A 17,079-nucleotide genomic window follows, 5' to 3' on the forward strand; every position below is an offset into this window, starting at 1 on the left:
GCCTAAGTAGATCTAACTACACCCCCCATGATATCGAGTATCAAAAGCTGTGAGCAATCAATCTTACGGTAGACAATATTGCTTTTTCGTTAGCTTCTATTATTTTGCTCGACCACAAACTCTACTCATTGGACTAGATATGCCATTTGCTTCTGCAACAACTCCGTAGCAAATGTTTGTATTTTTATCGATTGGGCCATCCGTAGCTGTTGATGTTTTGATATTATCTAAAACTAAATCATTAGGTGTACAGTCATTACTAGTTGAGCAGAAATATAGCTTGTAACTTGTTACATTCGTGTTTAAACTCCAACTAACCTTGGCATCGTAGCGCTTATCTGACCGCTGAGTAAATTCAAGTTTTAGACCTTCCGGTGCAGTTAAACCTTGTATCGCACCACAAAGTTGCTCACTCGCAGGACTAATCACCGAACCCTTAGTTGCTTTAACGACGAAACACCATTCATTACCAACACTCGGATTATTATCTGGCGTAAAGGAAAGATTTGTTGTATTCGCTGTGTCCCCTGATAATGGATCACAGATTCCCTGCCCTTGACAACTAAACACTCGATAACCCGTTGCTCCAGTAACGGCTGACCAGTTCACAGTTGGTTTCACCAAAGATGAGTTATTCAAAGTAATTACAGGCGCAGCCAAACTCGTTTCGAGGGTCGTACAGGTTTGGCCACTGGTGGTTTGGGTGCCAGAGGTAACCTCAATGGCGTAACAAATGTTAGTGCCTTCAGCAATACCAGAAACACTATTGGTAAAACTACCGCTACCTGTATTTTGTGTCGTTCTGGTGGATGCCACTGTGGTGGGTGTGCAGTTTTCTCCAGTACAACGTTTTAGAGCAAGACTGTAGGTTGGTGATGCTGTACTGCCCCCTGTAATCGAACTCCAGGCAATATTGGCTTCGGAAGCATCCGGGTCAATGGTGACAACAAGGCCGCTCAAAAGTAGAGGATCAATTTTTGTTTCACACACAGTTTCCGTCTGGTCTGTTGCTCCGTCTGCGTCACTGACTTGCACGGCATAGCAAACATTCTGACCTCTAGCAATGCTACTGACATTATCTGCATATCCGGATACACCTGAAGTTACATCAGAAGTCAGCAAGCTGGGGGTACAGCTTGTGTTGGTCGTATTACACCGATAAAGATTATAGGTATAGTCTGGGGTGCCCCCTGTCGCATCAGGCCAGGTAATATCCATCTCGGCGCTACTAACATCAAGGGTCACTGTCAAAGAATCCGGCGCAGCAAGGGGCGCATCTTTAATTAGACATTCTGTTTCCCCAATACTGGTAGCAGCACTGTTGTCTGTCACTTGCACAGCGTAGCAAATTTTATCGCCGCTATTGACTGCTGAAATATCATCTCCAGAGAAACTTTTATCTTCAGTCGCCAAGTTCAGAGATGTGGTTGGAGTGCAAGTTTGGTCTGGGGCGACGTCACAGCGCAATAGATCGTAAGTGTAGGGATAGTCACCACCAGAGGCACTCAACCAAGTGAGATCAACGGTATTATTAGCTTGTTCTGTAATCTTTTTAATCGGTGGTGCAGAGAGAGGTTGTCCCTTGATGATGCATTTCGGATCGCCCTGGGCTATTTCTCCTATTTGATCTTTGACAACAACGGCATAGCAAATTTTTTGACCATCGCTGATGCCCGTCACAATATCAGGGAAGTAGGAAGTACCAGCAATTTCTGGATCGCGCACCGATGTTGTGGGGTCACAATCATCTGCATTTCCTGCGACATCACAACGCTTCAGACCATAGAGGTAGCCGGGATCACCACCGGAAGCGGCCCGCCACTCAAGGCCCACTTCTCCCTGGGATTCCCAAATGTCTTCAATTTGCGGCGGGATTAGTTCTTCTACTAATTCGACACAAACAGGATTACTGGTTCTGGTATCTCCTAAGTTATCAACAACCTTCACTTCATAGCAAACGGTATTGCCTCGGGACAGACCAGAGATATTATCACTGTAGGTTCTGGTTGTTAATTCGCTGGCGACCGTGTCAGAAGTAGCTTGATCGATTTCGCAGGTATCCGGCCCCTCACTGCAACGATAGAGGGTATAGGAATAGGGTTTTTCCCCGCCGAGAGCTTCACTCCAGTTAACCGTCGCAGTCGTCAAATCACTACTTAGGGCCACTGATTCGATAGAAGGGTTAATTAGGATATCTCCCTGGGGATTAATACTCCGCGCAAAGGCGGAACTACTAACACTTAAAACTTCAGATGTATTATTACTACCCTCAAAATCATTAACTTCACCGTGGAGCGCTAGATCGACTTTATAAATAGCATTACCTGTTGCGGAGGTCTCTTCTTCCAAACAAGCACGAAAGCCTGTATTCCCAATTGTCGTGCTTCCTTCCGGACAAGTAATGTTTGGAGGAACAGGAATATTTGTGTTCTCAGAAATGGCATCAACGAGAACTGTCCAATTAACGGCATCTGGATCATCTCCTGTTCTATACTCTTTCCGTCGGAGCACCATCGGCCCTACCCAGGGGGAATTGTCATCTTTTTCTGCTATGGAATATTCAATGGTTCGTGAGTTGATGTTGTCTCCTATTTCTGGGAAATATTCTAAAACTAAGGTGTCATCGGTGGCATCGTTGGTTGCAACATCAAGAACACGCGATCGCCGGACATCTTCTGTGATGTAATCAATGGCCCGGTTGAGTTGAGAACGCCGCTGGGTACGGGCTTCGGTGCGATTGCTGGCATTGAGGGTGGCGACCATGGCTGTGCCAAGACCAGTAGCCACAATCCCGCTCAGGGTGATCGCCAGGAGCACTTCAATAACAGTAAAGCCTCGGTTTCCTTGTGAGGTCGATCGTCTATTGAGCAAATTAAAATAGTATTTTAGGAGCCAACGTCTCATCGTTTTGCGGGCCTCGAACCGGTAGCAATGTAAAATGCCATATCACTTTAATGATACCCAAAAAAGCTATTGCAATGAACACTTAGCTGGGTCTGTTGAACTATCGCCGGGTGGGTAATTGCCATTACGGACTAAGCCCAAACCACGGGAAACAATGACACATTTTTGGTTCCCCAAATTTCCATTTTTTGTGAGAATCAGTACCAAATCATTTGTAAGGAAGTTTCTGCTTGGATCACTGGTTCTACCTCGGAAATCAAACAAAAAATCGGTCGGTTTAACAGTGGCACCATTATGACGCATGGTGATCCCCTCTAAACTGCGATCGCCTGTGACAAAACAATCACTGTTAAGGGTTGGATTGGTGGCAGGACTCGACGGCAAAATAAATCGACAACTAATACTACGGCGGATCGCTTGGCGTTGGACTTCCTCTAAAGCCCCAAAAAGCTCACTCCTGGCACTGGTTAACTTACTGCGATTGATAAAACCAAACATCACAGGCGTGGATATGGTTGCCAAAATGCCTGCCATAAAAATTGCGACCATCAACTCAATGAGTGTAAATCCGGCCGAGTTACGTCTAATTCCGACAGGCAAAGAAGGCATCAGGGATAATCTCCGAATAATATTCTGCGACGATTCGCCCGCTATCTGGATCTTCAACTCGATAACTGACTTCCACAATGTTGTAAGGAGGCTGATCCGGAATACTTAAATTTCGGTTCATATTGTATTCTTTGTTCACCAGAGTAGGAGGGTCAGGAGCCTTAATCTGATTGATTAATGCTTGGGCATAACCCTTTTCTGGGGTAGTTGCGTCGCAGTCAGGCGAGGCATTTGAGAAAGACAAAGCAGCCTCATATTTAATTTCGTCAAAGTCTGACTGGATTGCATTCATCGCTTCAGATGCACGCTGGGCCTGTACTCGCAAAACAACACTAACAAATGTGGCCTCGGCTGTCACAAGCACAAAGATTGTCGAAACAATAATCCCTGCCAAGACTTCAATAAAGGTAAAGCCTTGCTGACCTTGTTTAGGGACAGAGCTAGAGTTGTTTTTTGTCGTCCATCGAGGTTGCATCATGGCTAGTTAGTTTGTTGCTTCTCTTCTCTCCCACGTAACCACGCCTGTGTTGACAACTTGTGCTGGCCGTTTGAGAGAAATGCTTTCAAAGGTTGTACCAAAGGCATTGCCCAAAGCTTCAGGAGCACCCGGGGGAATATTAACAACTGCGCCACTGGCATTGGAATTAGAAGCGTCCCAAATTTTTCCCCAGATAACGCCGTTCATGCCGTCGCCGTTGCCGCCACCATTGATTCCCACCTGGGCATCAGGAGCATAGACAAAGAATGTCGAACTGGCTGTCCCGTTAATGCGGATATTTTGAGAGACTGTGCCTGTACCACTATCTGGCTTACCAAAAATTGCAAAGTCACCAAAATCACCTTCATGGATAATTTGGCGGTTCCCAGAAATTGTTAAATCACCAGAGAGGAAGACAATCACAGGCGCGTTTGTTGTGTTAATCGTCCAGGTTTTAACGCCACCACCAATATCAATGTCTTCTGCTTTGTAAACATAGGCTTGATAGGCCTGGGCTGGGCCTGCACCATCAGGATCAAAGGAAACTGTTTGATCACCCCCGCTAGGTAGATCTCGAACATTACTGCCTAAATCTGCGGTAATTGTTTGTGGGGGAACCGGCAAGGGCGGCAGATTGGGCTCACCTAACCGAGGAATGACGTTAGTGAGTTTAGAGTTATTCTGAGCCCCCATTGCATCTCGATGGATTAAGTTTGCATAGTCTGCTGGGGAAATATCGGCGGCACAAGCGTCTTCTAAGTTAGAAAATTGACATCTTGTGCAAATAATATTGCTTTTTTCATTCGGATCAGCACTGACGTTAGGAATTAAAGAGACATCGTTGTTGCCGAGTTCAATAAAGTTTTCCATGTACATACCAGGGAATGTCGATTCCCCTTCGTTGGAAAATTCACCGACATACACAGATGCTTCAAGGATAGCTGTACCTCGATCACCGGATAAACTTCCCTCTACAGTAAAGGTGCCTGTGCCCGTTCGAGAATCATAATCATAGGCAAGGAGTTGAAATTCACCTTTGTTGTCAACTGATATACTGCTGTCACGAATCTGAGCCACCGCTAAAGGAATATCTTCAGAAGCATTCTCTTCACCATCACTTTCTTGGTTATTGTATTCGCTACAGCCACCGTCAAAAACTTCTGCAGTTGGCTTCAGGCTATCGTACTTCTCTTTTGTCCATTCGTTCTTGTCAAGCTTTAGAAAGATACTATTTTCCTCAGAGCGAAGTACCCCAAGCACTCGGTTTAGACCTGCTTCGGCGATCGCCATATTTTCTTGGCTATGTTTCTGTAGCGTCGAGGCGACTTGATCATCATTGGAACGGAGGAGCATTGTTGCACCGGTGACCACCAAGAAAAGACCTAGCCCCAAAGCAACCACGAGACTAAAACCGCTTTCCTTAGTCTGTTTTGTTTTTAGGAGGAACTGGAGTAAGAATGTATACATGGTGGTTTTAACCTCGCAGTGTTTATTGAAATTCCGCAATATTCTAAGCAACGACCTGGGCAGCACTGCTTCTACCTCTAATTCTTAGGATGCCCACAACTTGAGGTGTTTGTCGCATTTTACAGATTAAACTTTATATATCAGCTTTTTCAGCCGAGACAATCAACCAAAAGTTGCTTGAGGACAACACATTCAAAGATAAGCTGCCTTAAGTTAAATTTAAGTCTAAAGGTAGATATTATCAGTGATTTTAATCACGTATGACACTTACGTAACTTTCTTCAGATGCGCTGGGCGGATACGTAGCGATCGCCCCCAGCAAAATCATCAATGATCTGAATTTGGGTGTAGCGGCCATTGTCTGCGAGTAATTGCGCCACCGCTTCCCCCTGACCACGCATCATTTCCACGAGCCAAATGCCACCAGAAACCAAATAATCCGGCGCTTCATTCACCAAAATTCGCAGGTCGGCTAACCCGTCTGTGCCCCCATCAAGAGCACTATGGGGTTCATGACGATAAACTTCTGGCTGTAAATCCGGCAGTAGGGCAGCGGGAATATAGGGGGGATTGGAAACCATTCCCGCCACCTGTCCCCGCAAATGTTGTAGCGGCTCCCACCAACTGCCTTGGTAAAACTGAATTCGATTTTGAAAGCCGTAGGCGATCGCATTTTTTCGGGCGACTCCAAGGGCGGCGGCACTCTGGTCAACGGCATGGATCGTCGCTGCCACAAAACTCTCTGCCAAACCCAAGGCGATCGCCCCACTGCCCGTCCCCAGATCGACCCAGTGGCCTGCGTGTAAATTTGTTGGGCTAGTCCGCGCCAAATCGATTAAATACTCTGTTTCGGGCCGAGGGATTAACACCGCCGGGGACACGAACAACTCAAAATTTCGCCAGGGCGCTTTCCCGACGAGATATTGCACCGGAACTTTTTCCTGGCAGCGCCGTTCCCAGAGCTGTGAAAGTTCAGCCAAAGACACCTGACTCTGTACAGCTTCCCGGATTCCTAGCCGCAAACTGAGCCGATCCACGCTGGTCAGCCCCTGGAGAAACCAGTCCACTTCCTCAACAGAAATATCGGTGGCGATCGCCTGGGTCTGGGCCCACTGTCGCCACCGTCCTAAATCCTGAGCCGCAATGATCTCAGTCAAGAATCAACCGTTCCCAACACCCTATTATCGTTGTTGCTGTTGCTGCTCAATCACAGCTTGGATCAATTGGGCCGATTCCGCTGAGGGAATGAGGGTCATCGACTCCAAAAATTCCTGTTCCTCTGTGGGCAGATCCTCATCGAGTAATTTGGCAATAAATACCTCAAGGGGCATCACATTAATACTTAGCTCTTCATCTTCTGGGAACGCATCCAATTGCTCAAGAATCGGCTGTACCTCAAAGAAAACGGGGATTTCGCCGTTACCATTGTTGTCATCCCCTGCCAGGGTTGGGAAAGAAACAATATCCTGTCCATTGGCATCCTTTTCCTGAATCGAGAGGAAAAATAAAGGGACACCAGGGAAGTTTTCCTGTTGCGTCACTTGGGCCGCTGCATTTAACTGGGCCATGGTCGGCAAAAACTTAAAGGTTAAATCTTCTGCTTCGTCACTTTGAGCAAACTGGTAGATCTTATCCAAGCCGATGGGCAGAATGTTGGCCTCTTGCCACAGGGCCGCTTGGGCTTCTAGTTCAGCGACAATTTGGGGATCGGCATTGGGTTTTGCCCGTTCTGCATCGAGGAGTTTTTTCGATTCTGTCTGGCGGGCCGCCACGAGATTTTCTGCATCCGCAAGACTGACAAAAACCCCCGTAACTCCCGACTCACCGCCATTTTGGTCAGTGACCGTCGCGAAAATTGGCTGCCCTTCGTCGTTGATCAGCATATACATCGGAATTGGCCGGAGCTTTTCGACAACCGTTGCCTCAGGAAGCGCCAACACACTGCTATTAACGCCCAAGATTGTTCCGGCAATTACCGTACCCATCAATAAGGCTTTTTGACCCAAACGAACCAGACTTTTCATAAATAAAACCTCGAACAAAATAACTGCAAGATTAGAAAAATTAATCCTAAAGAAATAAGCCGTCAAAATGCTTTGTATTACGTCTTAGAAATCCCCACTAAAAAAGCGGCAATCTATTCCATGATCTCGATAAACTGGGGCTTTCCATGGGTGACGGATATTGCAGTTTACCAACGTATTCTAGAGACGTGACTCCGTAAATTGGAGTTCCATTTCGTAAATGTTTATACTCAAGTCCCATTGCAAATAGAAAAGTATCGGCATAGACTTGCCAATGATTTCGACTCTAACACAAAAAATTCAATTATTCTGGGGCGATCTAGGCTTTTTTATGACGTGCCTAGGCTGGCCTGGAGTGGTCAAATTAACGGGGGCGATCGCCACCAGAGAGTCTTAAAAATCAAAAAATCGGGATGACAGGATTCGAACCTGCGGCATCCTACTCCCAAAGCAGGCGCGCTACCAAGCTGCGCTACATCCCGTTAAAATACCTCAGCTAGTATAACTTAGCCTTAGACTATTTGTGAAATCATTTTCAGCTTGGGTACCAAAACATCCCTTTAATCCCTTCTGGATCAAGGATAAAACCCAACCGCCGGTAAAACTCTACTACTTGGGGATCAGCAAAAAGCGTAATGTTGCTGATATCTGACTCCCGCAGTTTTTTGATCATGAACTGCATGAGGCCCTTACCTAAGCCTTGGCTCTGGAACTGGGGATGGATCACCACATCCCACACCGTCGCGTTAAAAGCACAGTCAGAGGTGGCCCGGGCAAACCCGATGAGACGCCGCCGTTTGCTATTGCGCACTTCCCAGACCGTGACCACCAGAAAGCTATGTTGGATTGCTTTGCGGACTTTACGAATGGGACGTCTGGCCCAACCCACTTGATCACAAAGTTCTTCTAGCTCGTAGAGATCAAGGTCGCGATCTAGGCTAAAGAAAATACGCGGTTGGCCAGCAGACTCCAGTTGTGAATTACTGATCTGGGCATTTGGAACATCAACGGTGGGATTAAATAGTCGTTTTAGGAAACCCATGCTCATTTTATGGGGGCGATCGCCTCGGATGAAGTCGCAAGACACGACAAATAAATATTCTTGATAATCTTACAAGATCTTTTGCGAAGGCTGACTGGGGGCTGCTAGGGCACCAGAGTCAAGAAAGCGCAAAATTCCTGGAGTAAACTATAGGAAATAAGGGTTATTCGGAGATCAGCATACGCATTTTTATTTTCTGAAGTCTTTTTTAGCCACACCGCCCCCATTACCTATGGCCGCCACCCTCAAATCCTCTAATTTAGATCTACTGAAACGTTTTAATCGTTCATTTCCCGAATTTTACGAACAATTCGTCAGTAGTGAAGCACAATTTCAAAATCTCCAGTTAGCCTATCAGCTTTACCGGGCCAAGCGGCCGATCGTTGAAATTAGTCCCGATGGCAACCGGAGCATTTTCCAGTTTGCCTACCGAAATCAATCCTTTCTCTTGAGTGATATTTTCGGGATTCTCCTCGCCTACGGTCTGAAGATCCATAGCCTCAGCCTGTATGGGCAGATCCAAGCGCCAATGCTCGTTTTCATCAAGCTCAGAATTGATCGTAATGACCAGGCCCTCACCCCCAATACCGCCGGGAATGTCTGTCGAGCAGTGCGGGAAGCCCTGGCGGGCCGCTTTGCCGTGGAAGAGATGTTGGCCGTCGAGTTTGATTTTGCGGCGGGGCTCGCTGAGGTGCATACGGAATTTTACATTGACCCTGTGTTCCATCTGCCGACCCTGATCATCGAGGCGAAGGAACAAGAAGGTCTGTTGTACCGAGCAATGTATGCGATTTGGCAGGAAGATCTGTTAGTAATTAATGCCAATCTGGTGTCTTGGCGCGGCAACACCAGGCTAATTTTGTACCTTTTTGGCCCCAATGAAAGTGCAATTCCTGAGTATTTAGGCCAGCGGATTGCGAATAATGTGCGCGATCGCCTGCTGCATATTTCATAAATGTAAATGTCCCTAGGCCGAGAAAGCTGGGCGATCGCTCTTGGGTAAAATAAAGAGTGATCGAAATGTGAGCCCATTGGTAAAAAGACTTTATGGCAACAACGGTAATTCGCGATGTGCTCCATGCCTATGACTTTACCCCCAGCGATCGCCCCTCAGATCCTGCCGGAGAAGATCCCGAATCTCCGGTGCTTGTATTTATCCATGGTTGGCTCCTGAGTCGCGCCTATTGGCAACCCCTCATTGATCTTTTAAAGCAAGATTATGCTTGTCTGGCCTACGATCTTCGGGGTTTCGGAGAATCTGCCGCCAAAACCCAAGGCGATCGCTACCCAGACCAAGGCTACACCCTTCAAGACTACGGCACCGATCTACAGCATTTACTCGAAACCCTCAACCTCAAACATGTTTGGCTTGTGGGTCACTCCCTCGGCGGGAGCATCGCCCTGTGGGGGGCCGCCATTTGTCCCAAACGGGTGCGGGGCATTATCTGCATCAATGCTGGGGGGGGCATTTATCTTAAAGAAGACTTTGAAAAGTTTCGCAATGCCGGCCAAAACCTCGTCAAAAATCGCTGGCCTTTCCTGAAACATATACCTTTATTGGACTTATTTTTTGCCCGGTTGATGGTGCATCGTCCCCTCTCAAGACAGTGGGGAAAACAGAGAATTCATGACTTTCTCCAGGCTGATGCCACTGCCGCCCTCGGTGCCCTCCTCGAAACGACCACCGAACAGGAAGTGCACTATCTACCGCAGTTGGTGGCCCAATTAGTCCAACCGGTTTATTTTTTGGCCGGACAGCAAGATCCGGTGATGGAACTGAAGTATGTGCGCCATTTAGCCAGCTTTCACCCTAGTTTTGGTTGTATGGGCAATAATGTCCGAGAAATTGATCACTGCGGTCATTTAGCAATGGTTGAACAAACCATCGCAGTAGCAGAAAATATTCGCGAAATTTTAAATCAAGATCACCCCTAAAAGGACTGTAAAAGTGCAGGGAGATTGTCTACAATGCTTAGTAGAGAAATGTTATTGTGCTCTGCCCAAACTTTGGAGAAGCTTATGCTACACCGCAAGATTAACCAAATCTGCAACGATGAAAAAGAAGTTTGTATATTCTTGCGGGATCAACAGCGCTGGATTGAAAATGCGACTATTACGGCGTTTGAAGGAGAAATTCTCACAATCCGTTATGAAACGGAAGAAGAGGACGAAATTTCCTCTTGGGAAGAATTGGTGCGCCTAGAAAGCGTTGGCGCGATCACCCAAAAACTCGCCTCGGTGCCGAAGATGGATGTGGAACTTTCCATTGCCGAAGATTGCCCAGAAGCGGAGCAAATTTTCCCCCATTTCCCCGATTCAAAAAATCAAGACTAAATCTCTTCTGATGGATCTGGAGCCTGGGCGATCGCCTGAAACTCTGGACAATACCCCTCTGGTGTCACCTTAAAGCGATACAGGGGAGATTTTGGTTGTTGGCACCGCAATCCTTTTTGAAAGCGGCAGTTGAGGCAGCAATCTAAGTTGTTAAATCGTTGGGCATCGACATTATGGCGTAGCAGTTCCCGCTCGTTAATGCCGCGCAGCACAAGTTCTTCCCCCTGCCAGCGCGCTTCCACCAGACCCGTATCCGCAAAGGTTTGCCAACGGGGATCATCGTTGAGGCTATTGGGCAGGCTGATGGTAATCCAAGCCCCCACTTCATTAATTTCCCCTTCGTATTCCGTGCTGTGGGGGCCTTCTGGTTGGATAAACGTGGCCCCAATGGGAAGCTCGACTAACTTTCCGGCGGCGGGACAATGGAGTTGATAGCGGCTTTGGAGTTCTTCGAGGGCGGTGAGATCTTCCAAGTCTTGGCTAGAACCATGGAAAAAGACAACGTGTTGGGGCCGCAAGTTGTGGATTAACTGGGTGGTATTGCGACCGTCGCTGTGTTCGGCGAGGAGATAGGTTTCGATTTGGACGTGTTTTTTAGGGGCGATCGCCGCCAGGGGAGGCGCTTCAATATCTAACCAAACCCCTGGATGTTCTGGTAAGAGGAGTAAACAAGGGCATTGCTCTGCTTCGCAATACTTGGCGAAGTCATTGGTGTAATCGGTGATGATCACATGGTTGCCCTGGTGCAGGTCTGGATATTCACCTGGGGCGAGGCGATGCATCCGGGGGTAGACCCGGTCATCCCAAAAGAGGGCCTGGTGACGGGCAAAATTTTGCACTGGATTTGGCAATTCTGGCAAGATCTCCAAATACAAATCGCACCCACGGGCCACTTGGCCTTCTACCCAAATATCAACTTTTTTGCCGGTAAATTGGTGGTGCGATCGCAATAATTTTAAGATTTCCTGGCCGAGGCCGAGGCGCGGTACGGGCAAAATCACCGACTGACCAGAATCTAAGGCGTCGAGAATCCGTTGGGTGAGGTATTTTTCCTGTTGACGGCGGTGGGGATGCCGCATCGTACCATAGCTACCCTCGATGATCAGCACATCGGGCTGGAAACCCCGCAAAGCCTCAATGGATAAGCCATTCACCAACTGAAAATGGGAAACGGAAAAATCTCCCGTGTAAAATACCGTGTAATCTCGCTCTGGGGTATGGAACGTAAACAAAGCCGCCGCCGCCCCCGGCAAATGTCCGGCGGGGAAAAGTTGGAGGGTTAAATTGTCGGCAATTTCGACGGGCGATCGCCAGGGCACCACTTGACCTAAATCAGACGGAACCTTTGCCCCAGGCCAGTTGAGGGGCAACAATGTTTGAGTCGCAGCACTCAGATAAATGGGGACTTCCGGAAAATGGCGATGTAAAGCGAGGATGCCTTCGGCGTGATCCCGATGGGCATGGCTACAAAAAACGGCATCGGGCATTTTGTCCTGGGCGAGGAGCCGCGCAAAATCCGTGACACCACAGTCGAGTAGCAGTTGATAAGGCCCCAATTTAAGAAGAAGACAAACACCTTCTGCTTGTTGACCAGTGGCGTAGGGCAGGCAGGATAATTGAGGCAAATCGGGGGCGACGGCAGGGGGCATTGGGCACAAAAAATCCTAGAATCCCAAGGAGGCGATCGCCGCAGGAGATCCTAGAGTATCTCAACGAACAATAAAAGATCTGGTTAAGGGAACTTGTGGCGAAACCACCCAAAAATGATGGGCAGGCACATTAGTGGGCGGAACCATTGCCGTGGTAATCATCGGAATCATAAAAACCATTTTGGGTGCCGAAAAAGAGACAAGCCACAGTAAAGACACCTGTCAAAGCCAATAAAAGTAATTTGATATCCATAGAGTTAGGGTAACTGTACATTCAGTTTCATCATAGCGATTTTTCCAGAGAGCGGAAATTAACTTTTATGGCAGCAAAATTTGCTATTTCATTGGAAATTCTTGGATTTTATGGAATTTTGACCCATTGAAATAAGATCTGTCCTGCGGGAAATTTAAGGGTGGGTTTCGAGGCGATCGCCATAGGCCGAGATTTCGGGGGCACCATGGGCCCAAACTTGGTAGTCACGCACTAATTGATCAAGGAGTTGTCCTTTGATGCGTTGCAAGATTTCCTGCAGGAGGCGATCGCCCGTCTTTTTCACTAAGGCCTTGGGGGTAAACCAGAGGGGGGGCGGCAGCTCGAGTTTGACCTGGAGATCTGCTTCACCCTGGAGTAACCATTGCGCCTGCTTATCGGCGACAGGTTGTAATCGGCCAGTCACATCGAGTTTAAAACCTTTCATGAAGGGTTCGAGGCCCCGCAGTTGATAATCCAAACTTTTGATATGGACTTGGCAGTGGCGATCACACCAAATTTTCAGGGTCACAATGGGCTGGAATTTGTATAGATCTAAGAAACCAATGGGCCGCATTTTGAGTCGGTATTGATCCGGGGCAATTTTTTCGGTGCGCTCAGGATCGGCGATCGCCCCCACCAGACAATCAATTTCCCGGAGATACTCCTGAATAGGACGGGGCGCCTCCGGCACGGAGAGGGCAACAACTTCGAGGGCTTGGAAGCGAATGGCCATAGTAAAGTTCTATTCCTAAATTTTGTATCAACACCGAATCAATAAAAACATTGGTCTCTGCCTCCGAAAAAGCAACCCAGAAAATTTCAAAAAATGCCCAAAATTGCCCAGAGACGCAGGATTTTTAGGGATATGTAACACAACGTAAACTTATATCACCTTTTCGCCAAGGGACTTCTAGCCCTGCGGTAAACTAACCCATAATCCAGAATGCTGACATAATCAAACCACATTCTTGTAGGAGTTAACACTCAATGTCTCATAGCGTTAAAATTTACGACACTTGCATTGGCTGCACCCAGTGCGTCCGTGCCTGTCCCCTTGATGTCCTAGAGATGGTTCCTTGGGATGGCTGCAAAGCGGGTCAGATCGCATCTTCTCCGAGAACAGAAGATTGCGTTGGTTGTAAGCGGTGTGAAACTGCTTGCCCCACCGACTTTCTCAGTATCCGGGTTTACCTCGGTGCCGAGACAACTCGTAGTATGGGTCTGGCCTACTAAACTCGCCCATTTAACACAAGCCTTTTTGTATTGGGTTATATTAAAACACTATCCCATTAACGTTTTCAACCATTCTGGTCATCTCTGGAGAGGCATTTTAAGTCCTCTCTTTTTTTATTGTCCGTTATATTGTATTTGTTTTGCCACGAGCATGCGGCGATCGCTTTCCAGGAGAATCGCCATAGGTCAAACGTTTTCGCAATTAAGAAGTTCTATTTTTCAGGAACAAACTAACCAATCCAGTTAATTTCTGTGGGCTCAGCACCAGTGCTCTTGGCCGCGTTCAGGGTGTCTTTGGGTAGCGCGGATTGAGTGGCTTTCGCGTTAGGTTTTTCGATGAGAGATGTTTTGGGGTGGTGGGTAGTCTGCCAAAATTGGCGATCGCCAACATTTTTATTTAGGATATTGCGCAAGAAAAAATTCAAAGTTTTTTGAGGAATATAGCCTTTTAAGACCGCTAAACTGCCAAATAGCAGATGGTTAAGCTTTTGCTCCTCGAGAATGAGAGCGAGCTGCTCGGTGGTGAGCAAATCCGCCTCAAGCAAATAATCACCAAGCCGTTTGCCATCAATCAATATCAGTTCTTGTTTCGCATATTTCGCGAAAAAATCAGCCGTTGGTTGGTGAATCCAGCCCCGCAGAGTCAAGATTTCACCAAATTTTAAATCGTTGTAAATTTGCTGATCAAAAAGGGCCGTTTGTAATTGGGCCTCGGAGATCAAGCCTGCATCTTCAAGGACTTCACCAATTAACTGAAGTTTAGGACGATTATTGGTAGATGCTGCATTCATAAGCGCTATTTCAACCTACTGTAGACGACGCAAAATCAATGCTTTATACACCCAGTAAAACGCATTACTACTAAAAGATCACTTGCTTATTTTTTATTTTCCTATAGAAATATAACTGGGCATTTATTGATTGAATGGGGGTACTGTAACTATTTTAATGCAATCTTAAATGATTACTGTTAATTTTAACTCTCACTTCCGCCATAGATGAGCAAATAAAATCTTTAGCCGAGCAAGTTGTTGCAATTCTGGTCTATTTTTGTTGATTCTCCTTCAAATAGAGGCAGGCCCTCTTGAATGAATATAAATACTTATGATTTTTAAGATCTTTCCTAATTAAAGATCAAAATTTTTGTATTGCCATGGGAGAAAAGGCTGAACAGAAAAAGGCGATCGCCATCGTCCCATGGAACAAATAGAAGTAATCTCAAGCTGGGTATTGAACTGACAGCGCAACCCCTAGGGGATGATTAAGACCGGGCAAGGAGAAAGATTCGTGACTTTACTGGTGACACTTTCGGCGGCCCCTTCCTGGGTTAAGCCCATACCCCGACAGCCCATCACGATTAAATCAGCCTCAATTTCATCGGCCACATCGCAAATGGTGAAAGATGGCATCCCTTCCCGTTCAATGATGTCGGCTTCGATTCCGGCCTGGGCAAAGAGATCATGGGCCCCCTGGAGGAGCTTGGCCACCGCTTCTTCGGAATTCATCACCCCCTGGCGCTCCTCTGGCTCTGTTGGTTCGACCACGGAGAGCAGGACTAAACGACTTTGGAAGGATTTCACAAGGCTGATTACGGTTTCTGCCGCTTCACGGGCTTCACGACTTTTATCAACGGGAAAAAGAATGGTTTTAAACATAGTAGCTCTACCTCCTAGACACAGGCTCCGGTAAAATCTGCATGGAGATATTTTTCTGGATTTGGAACTCTAGTTCAATTTTCTCGGAAAAATGGTCTTCTTCTGATGACAAGATGACAGAACTTTATAAAAAGCAAGCATTTGGAGGATCTTATATTGTGGCTAAGAAATCAGTTGCAAATTTAACAGAGGCAGATTTAAGCGGTAAGCGCGTATTTGTCCGGGTTGATTTTAATGTACCCCTCAATGAAAGCGGTGCAATCACTGACGATACCCGGATTCGGGCCGCACTCCCCACCATCAAATATTTGACTGAGAAAGGTGCCAAGGTGATTCTCGGAAGCCACATGGGTCGTCCGAAGGGTCAGGTGGTTGATTCGATGCGCTTAACGCCTGTGGCCGCCCGCTTGTCTGAATTGTTGGGCCAATCTGTCACTAAGTGTGATGATTGCATTGGGGATGCGGTAAACCAGGCGATCGCCAACCTCAGTAATGGTCAAGTGGCATTATTAGAAAACCTCCGCTTTAACCCTGGCGAAGAAAAGAATGATCCTGAATTTGCCAAGCAACTCGCGGCCAATGCAGACATTTATGTCAACGATGCGTTCGGGACCGCTCACCGTGCCCATGGTTCCACCGAAGGCGTCACCCACCACGTTGGTACTTCCGTTGCTGGTCTTTTAATCGAAAAAGAACTCCAGTTCCTCAAGGGGGCCATCGAAGCTCCCAAGCGTCCCCTCGTGGCGATTGTGGGCGGTTCTAAGGTGTCCAGCAAAATTGGTGTCATCGAAACCCTCCTGGAAAAGTGCGACAAGCTCCTGATCGGCGGTGGGATGATCTTCACGTTCTACAAGGCCCAAGGGAAATCCGTCGGTGGTTCCCTCGTGGAAGATGACAAGATCGATTTGGCGAAGAGCTTAATGGAAAAAGCCCAAGGGAAAATTTTGCTCCCCACTGACGTGGTTGTGGCAGACAAGTTTGCGCCTGACGCTGAAGCGAAAACGGTTAGTGTTGATGCCATTCCCGATGGTTGGATGGGTCTCGACATTGGTGCTGATTCTGTGAAGGTCTTCCAAGAGGCTCTCGATGGTTGTGGCACAGCGATCTGGAATGGCCCGATGGGGGTATTCGAGTTCGATAAATTTGCTGTAGGTACCGAGGCGATCGCCAAGACCCTTGCGGGGGCGACTGAAACCGGTACTGTCACGATTATTGGGGGTGGTGACTCCGTTGCTGCTGTCGAAAAAGTCGGCGTTGCAGACAAAATGAGTCACATTTCTACTGGTGGTGGTGCCAGTCTCGAACTGCTGGAAGGGAAAGAGCTGCCCGGTATCGTTGCCCTCGATGATGCCTAAACTTTTAACTGTTCTTTTGATCTAACAAATACCCCCCTAGCTGATTTAGGGGGGCTTTTTTTCGGGGAATTTGTCG

General features: G+C 47.3%; 17 protein-coding genes and 1 tRNA gene. 5 read left to right on the forward strand and 13 right to left on the reverse strand.

Annotation, left to right across the window (positions count from 1 at the left end):
* Nucleotides 1-99 precede the first annotated feature (99 nt).
* The 8 genes from AWQ21_RS08250 to AWQ21_RS08285 all read right to left on the reverse strand — a co-directional run bounded on the left by AWQ21_RS08250 (nt 100) and on the right by AWQ21_RS08285 (nt 8,524).
* Entirely contained in the window at nt 100-2,904 is a 2,805-nt protein-coding gene (locus AWQ21_RS08250; RefSeq protein ID WP_083997990.1) for a prepilin-type N-terminal cleavage/methylation domain-containing protein, read from the reverse strand.
* A 66-nt stretch (nt 2,905-2,970) separates the two neighbouring features.
* Nucleotides 2,971-3,513, reverse strand: a complete 543-nt coding sequence (locus AWQ21_RS08255) for a prepilin-type N-terminal cleavage/methylation domain-containing protein (protein WP_071932275.1) — start codon at nt 3,511-3,513, stop codon at nt 2,971-2,973.
* A complete protein-coding gene (locus AWQ21_RS08260) occupies nt 3,488-3,991 on the reverse strand; it encodes a prepilin-type N-terminal cleavage/methylation domain-containing protein (RefSeq protein ID WP_065714128.1) in 504 nt (167 codons plus the stop codon). Before AWQ21_RS08260 ends, AWQ21_RS08255 begins: the two co-directional genes overlap by 26 nt.
* 6 nt (nt 3,992-3,997) lie before the next feature.
* A complete protein-coding gene (locus tag AWQ21_RS08265) occupies nt 3,998-5,458 on the reverse strand; it encodes a hypothetical protein (RefSeq protein ID WP_065714129.1) in 1,461 nt (486 codons plus the stop codon).
* A gap of 281 nt (nt 5,459-5,739) precedes the next feature.
* Nucleotides 5,740-6,615 (reverse strand): peptide chain release factor N(5)-glutamine methyltransferase, encoded by an 876-nt coding sequence (prmC, locus tag AWQ21_RS08270; protein ID WP_065714130.1) that lies wholly within the window; start codon nt 6,613-6,615, stop codon nt 5,740-5,742.
* A gap of 24 nt (nt 6,616-6,639) precedes the next feature.
* The gene (locus AWQ21_RS08275) at nt 6,640-7,482 is read right to left on the reverse strand and encodes a Tic22 family protein (protein ID WP_232314925.1); all 843 of its coding nucleotides are present in this window, start codon (nt 7,480-7,482) and stop codon (nt 6,640-6,642) included.
* Between the two features lie 408 nt (nt 7,483-7,890).
* Nucleotides 7,891-7,964, reverse strand: a tRNA-Pro gene (locus AWQ21_RS08280).
* A 53-nt stretch (nt 7,965-8,017) separates the two neighbouring features.
* A complete protein-coding gene (locus AWQ21_RS08285; RefSeq protein ID WP_065714132.1) occupies nt 8,018-8,524 on the reverse strand; it encodes a GNAT family N-acetyltransferase in 507 nt (168 codons plus the stop codon).
* Nucleotides 8,525-8,756: 232 nt separating this feature from the next.
* On the opposite strand from AWQ21_RS08285, the gene AWQ21_RS08290 reads away from it, so the two are divergent.
* The 3 genes from AWQ21_RS08290 (at nt 8,757) to AWQ21_RS08300 (ending at nt 10,858) form a co-directional block, all read left to right on the forward strand.
* Complete coding sequence (locus AWQ21_RS08290) at nt 8,757-9,479, forward strand: hypothetical protein (protein WP_065714133.1); 723 nt, start codon at nt 8,757-8,759, stop codon at nt 9,477-9,479.
* A gap of 92 nt (nt 9,480-9,571) precedes the next feature.
* Nucleotides 9,572-10,459 carry an alpha/beta fold hydrolase gene (locus AWQ21_RS08295; RefSeq protein ID WP_065714134.1) on the forward strand — a complete coding sequence of 296 codons (888 nt, stop codon included), beginning with the start codon at nt 9,572-9,574 and terminating at the stop codon, nt 10,457-10,459.
* 84 nt (nt 10,460-10,543) lie between these two features.
* On the forward strand, nt 10,544-10,858 hold the full coding sequence (locus tag AWQ21_RS08300) for a DUF6679 family protein (protein WP_065714135.1): 315 nt from the start codon (nt 10,544-10,546) through the stop codon (nt 10,856-10,858).
* Here the strand turns inward: AWQ21_RS08300 and AWQ21_RS08305 are convergent.
* The 3 genes from AWQ21_RS08305 to AWQ21_RS08310 form a co-directional block, all read right to left on the reverse strand.
* Nucleotides 10,855-12,507, reverse strand: a complete 1,653-nt coding sequence (locus AWQ21_RS08305) for an MBL fold metallo-hydrolase (protein WP_065714136.1) — start codon at nt 12,505-12,507, stop codon at nt 10,855-10,857. The two genes, AWQ21_RS08300 and AWQ21_RS08305, sit on opposite strands and share 4 nt — an antisense overlap.
* A gap of 130 nt (nt 12,508-12,637) precedes the next feature.
* Nucleotides 12,638-12,760, reverse strand: coding sequence for a membrane protein (locus tag AWQ21_RS16625; protein WP_041443506.1), 123 nt, complete (start codon nt 12,758-12,760; stop codon nt 12,638-12,640).
* A 154-nt stretch (nt 12,761-12,914) separates the two neighbouring features.
* Nucleotides 12,915-13,493, reverse strand: coding sequence for a DUF1997 domain-containing protein (locus AWQ21_RS08310; RefSeq protein WP_065714137.1), 579 nt, complete (start codon nt 13,491-13,493; stop codon nt 12,915-12,917).
* 254 nt (nt 13,494-13,747) lie between these two features.
* On the opposite strand from AWQ21_RS08310, the gene psaC reads away from it, so the two are divergent.
* Nucleotides 13,748-13,993: a photosystem I iron-sulfur center protein PsaC gene (gene psaC / locus AWQ21_RS15905; protein WP_012307203.1), complete on the forward strand. Its 246-nt coding sequence runs from the start codon at nt 13,748-13,750 to the stop codon at nt 13,991-13,993.
* A gap of 230 nt (nt 13,994-14,223) precedes the next feature.
* Here the strand turns inward: psaC and AWQ21_RS08315 are convergent, their stop codons facing one another.
* Both AWQ21_RS08315 and AWQ21_RS08320 read right to left on the reverse strand, forming a co-directional pair.
* A complete protein-coding gene (locus tag AWQ21_RS08315; RefSeq protein ID WP_065714138.1) occupies nt 14,224-14,784 on the reverse strand; it encodes a hypothetical protein in 561 nt (186 codons plus the stop codon).
* A gap of 459 nt (nt 14,785-15,243) precedes the next feature.
* Entirely contained in the window at nt 15,244-15,648 is a 405-nt protein-coding gene (locus AWQ21_RS08320) for a universal stress protein (protein WP_065714139.1), read from the reverse strand.
* Nucleotides 15,649-15,806: 158 nt separating this feature from the next.
* On the opposite strand from AWQ21_RS08320, the gene AWQ21_RS08325 reads away from it, so the two are divergent.
* Nucleotides 15,807-17,003: a phosphoglycerate kinase gene (locus tag AWQ21_RS08325; protein ID WP_065715273.1), complete on the forward strand. Its 1,197-nt coding sequence runs from the start codon at nt 15,807-15,809 to the stop codon at nt 17,001-17,003.
* Nucleotides 17,004-17,079 lie beyond the last annotated feature (76 nt).

Origin of the sequence: Picosynechococcus sp. PCC 7003, assembly GCF_001693255.1 — a bacterium.
Classification (GTDB): Bacteria; Cyanobacteriota; Cyanobacteriia; order Cyanobacteriales; family MRBY01; genus MRBY01.

Excerpts from the sequence above, each read along its gene's own strand:
- AWQ21_RS08260 (WP_065714128.1), bottom strand. The coding sequence starts at position 3,991 with ATGATGCAACCTCGATGGACGACAAAAAACAACTCTAGCTCTGTCCCT.
- AWQ21_RS08310 (WP_065714137.1), bottom strand. The coding sequence starts at position 13,493 with ATGGCCATTCGCTTCCAAGCCCTCGAAGTTGTTGCCCTCTCCGTGCCG.
- AWQ21_RS08305 (WP_065714136.1), bottom strand. The coding sequence starts at position 12,507 with ATGCCCCCTGCCGTCGCCCCCGATTTGCCTCAATTATCCTGCCTGCCC.
- AWQ21_RS08295 (WP_065714134.1), top strand. The coding sequence starts at position 9,572 with ATGGCAACAACGGTAATTCGCGATGTGCTCCATGCCTATGACTTTACC.
- AWQ21_RS08285 (WP_065714132.1), bottom strand. The coding sequence starts at position 8,524 with ATGGGTTTCCTAAAACGACTATTTAATCCCACCGTTGATGTTCCAAAT.
- AWQ21_RS08300 (WP_065714135.1), top strand. The coding sequence starts at position 10,544 with ATGCTACACCGCAAGATTAACCAAATCTGCAACGATGAAAAAGAAGTT.
- AWQ21_RS08250 (WP_083997990.1), bottom strand. The coding sequence starts at position 2,904 with ATGAGACGTTGGCTCCTAAAATACTATTTTAATTTGCTCAATAGACGA.
- psaC (WP_012307203.1), top strand. The coding sequence starts at position 13,748 with ATGTCTCATAGCGTTAAAATTTACGACACTTGCATTGGCTGCACCCAG.
- AWQ21_RS16625 (WP_041443506.1), bottom strand. The coding sequence starts at position 12,760 with ATGGATATCAAATTACTTTTATTGGCTTTGACAGGTGTCTTTACTGTG.
- AWQ21_RS08315 (WP_065714138.1), bottom strand. The coding sequence starts at position 14,784 with ATGAATGCAGCATCTACCAATAATCGTCCTAAACTTCAGTTAATTGGT.
- AWQ21_RS08265 (WP_065714129.1), bottom strand. The coding sequence starts at position 5,458 with ATGTATACATTCTTACTCCAGTTCCTCCTAAAAACAAAACAGACTAAG.
- AWQ21_RS08255 (WP_071932275.1), bottom strand. The coding sequence starts at position 3,513 with ATGCCTTCTTTGCCTGTCGGAATTAGACGTAACTCGGCCGGATTTACA.
- AWQ21_RS08290 (WP_065714133.1), top strand. The coding sequence starts at position 8,757 with ATGGCCGCCACCCTCAAATCCTCTAATTTAGATCTACTGAAACGTTTT.
- AWQ21_RS08275 (WP_232314925.1), bottom strand. The coding sequence starts at position 7,482 with ATGAAAAGTCTGGTTCGTTTGGGTCAAAAAGCCTTATTGATGGGTACG.
- AWQ21_RS08320 (WP_065714139.1), bottom strand. The coding sequence starts at position 15,648 with ATGTTTAAAACCATTCTTTTTCCCGTTGATAAAAGTCGTGAAGCCCGT.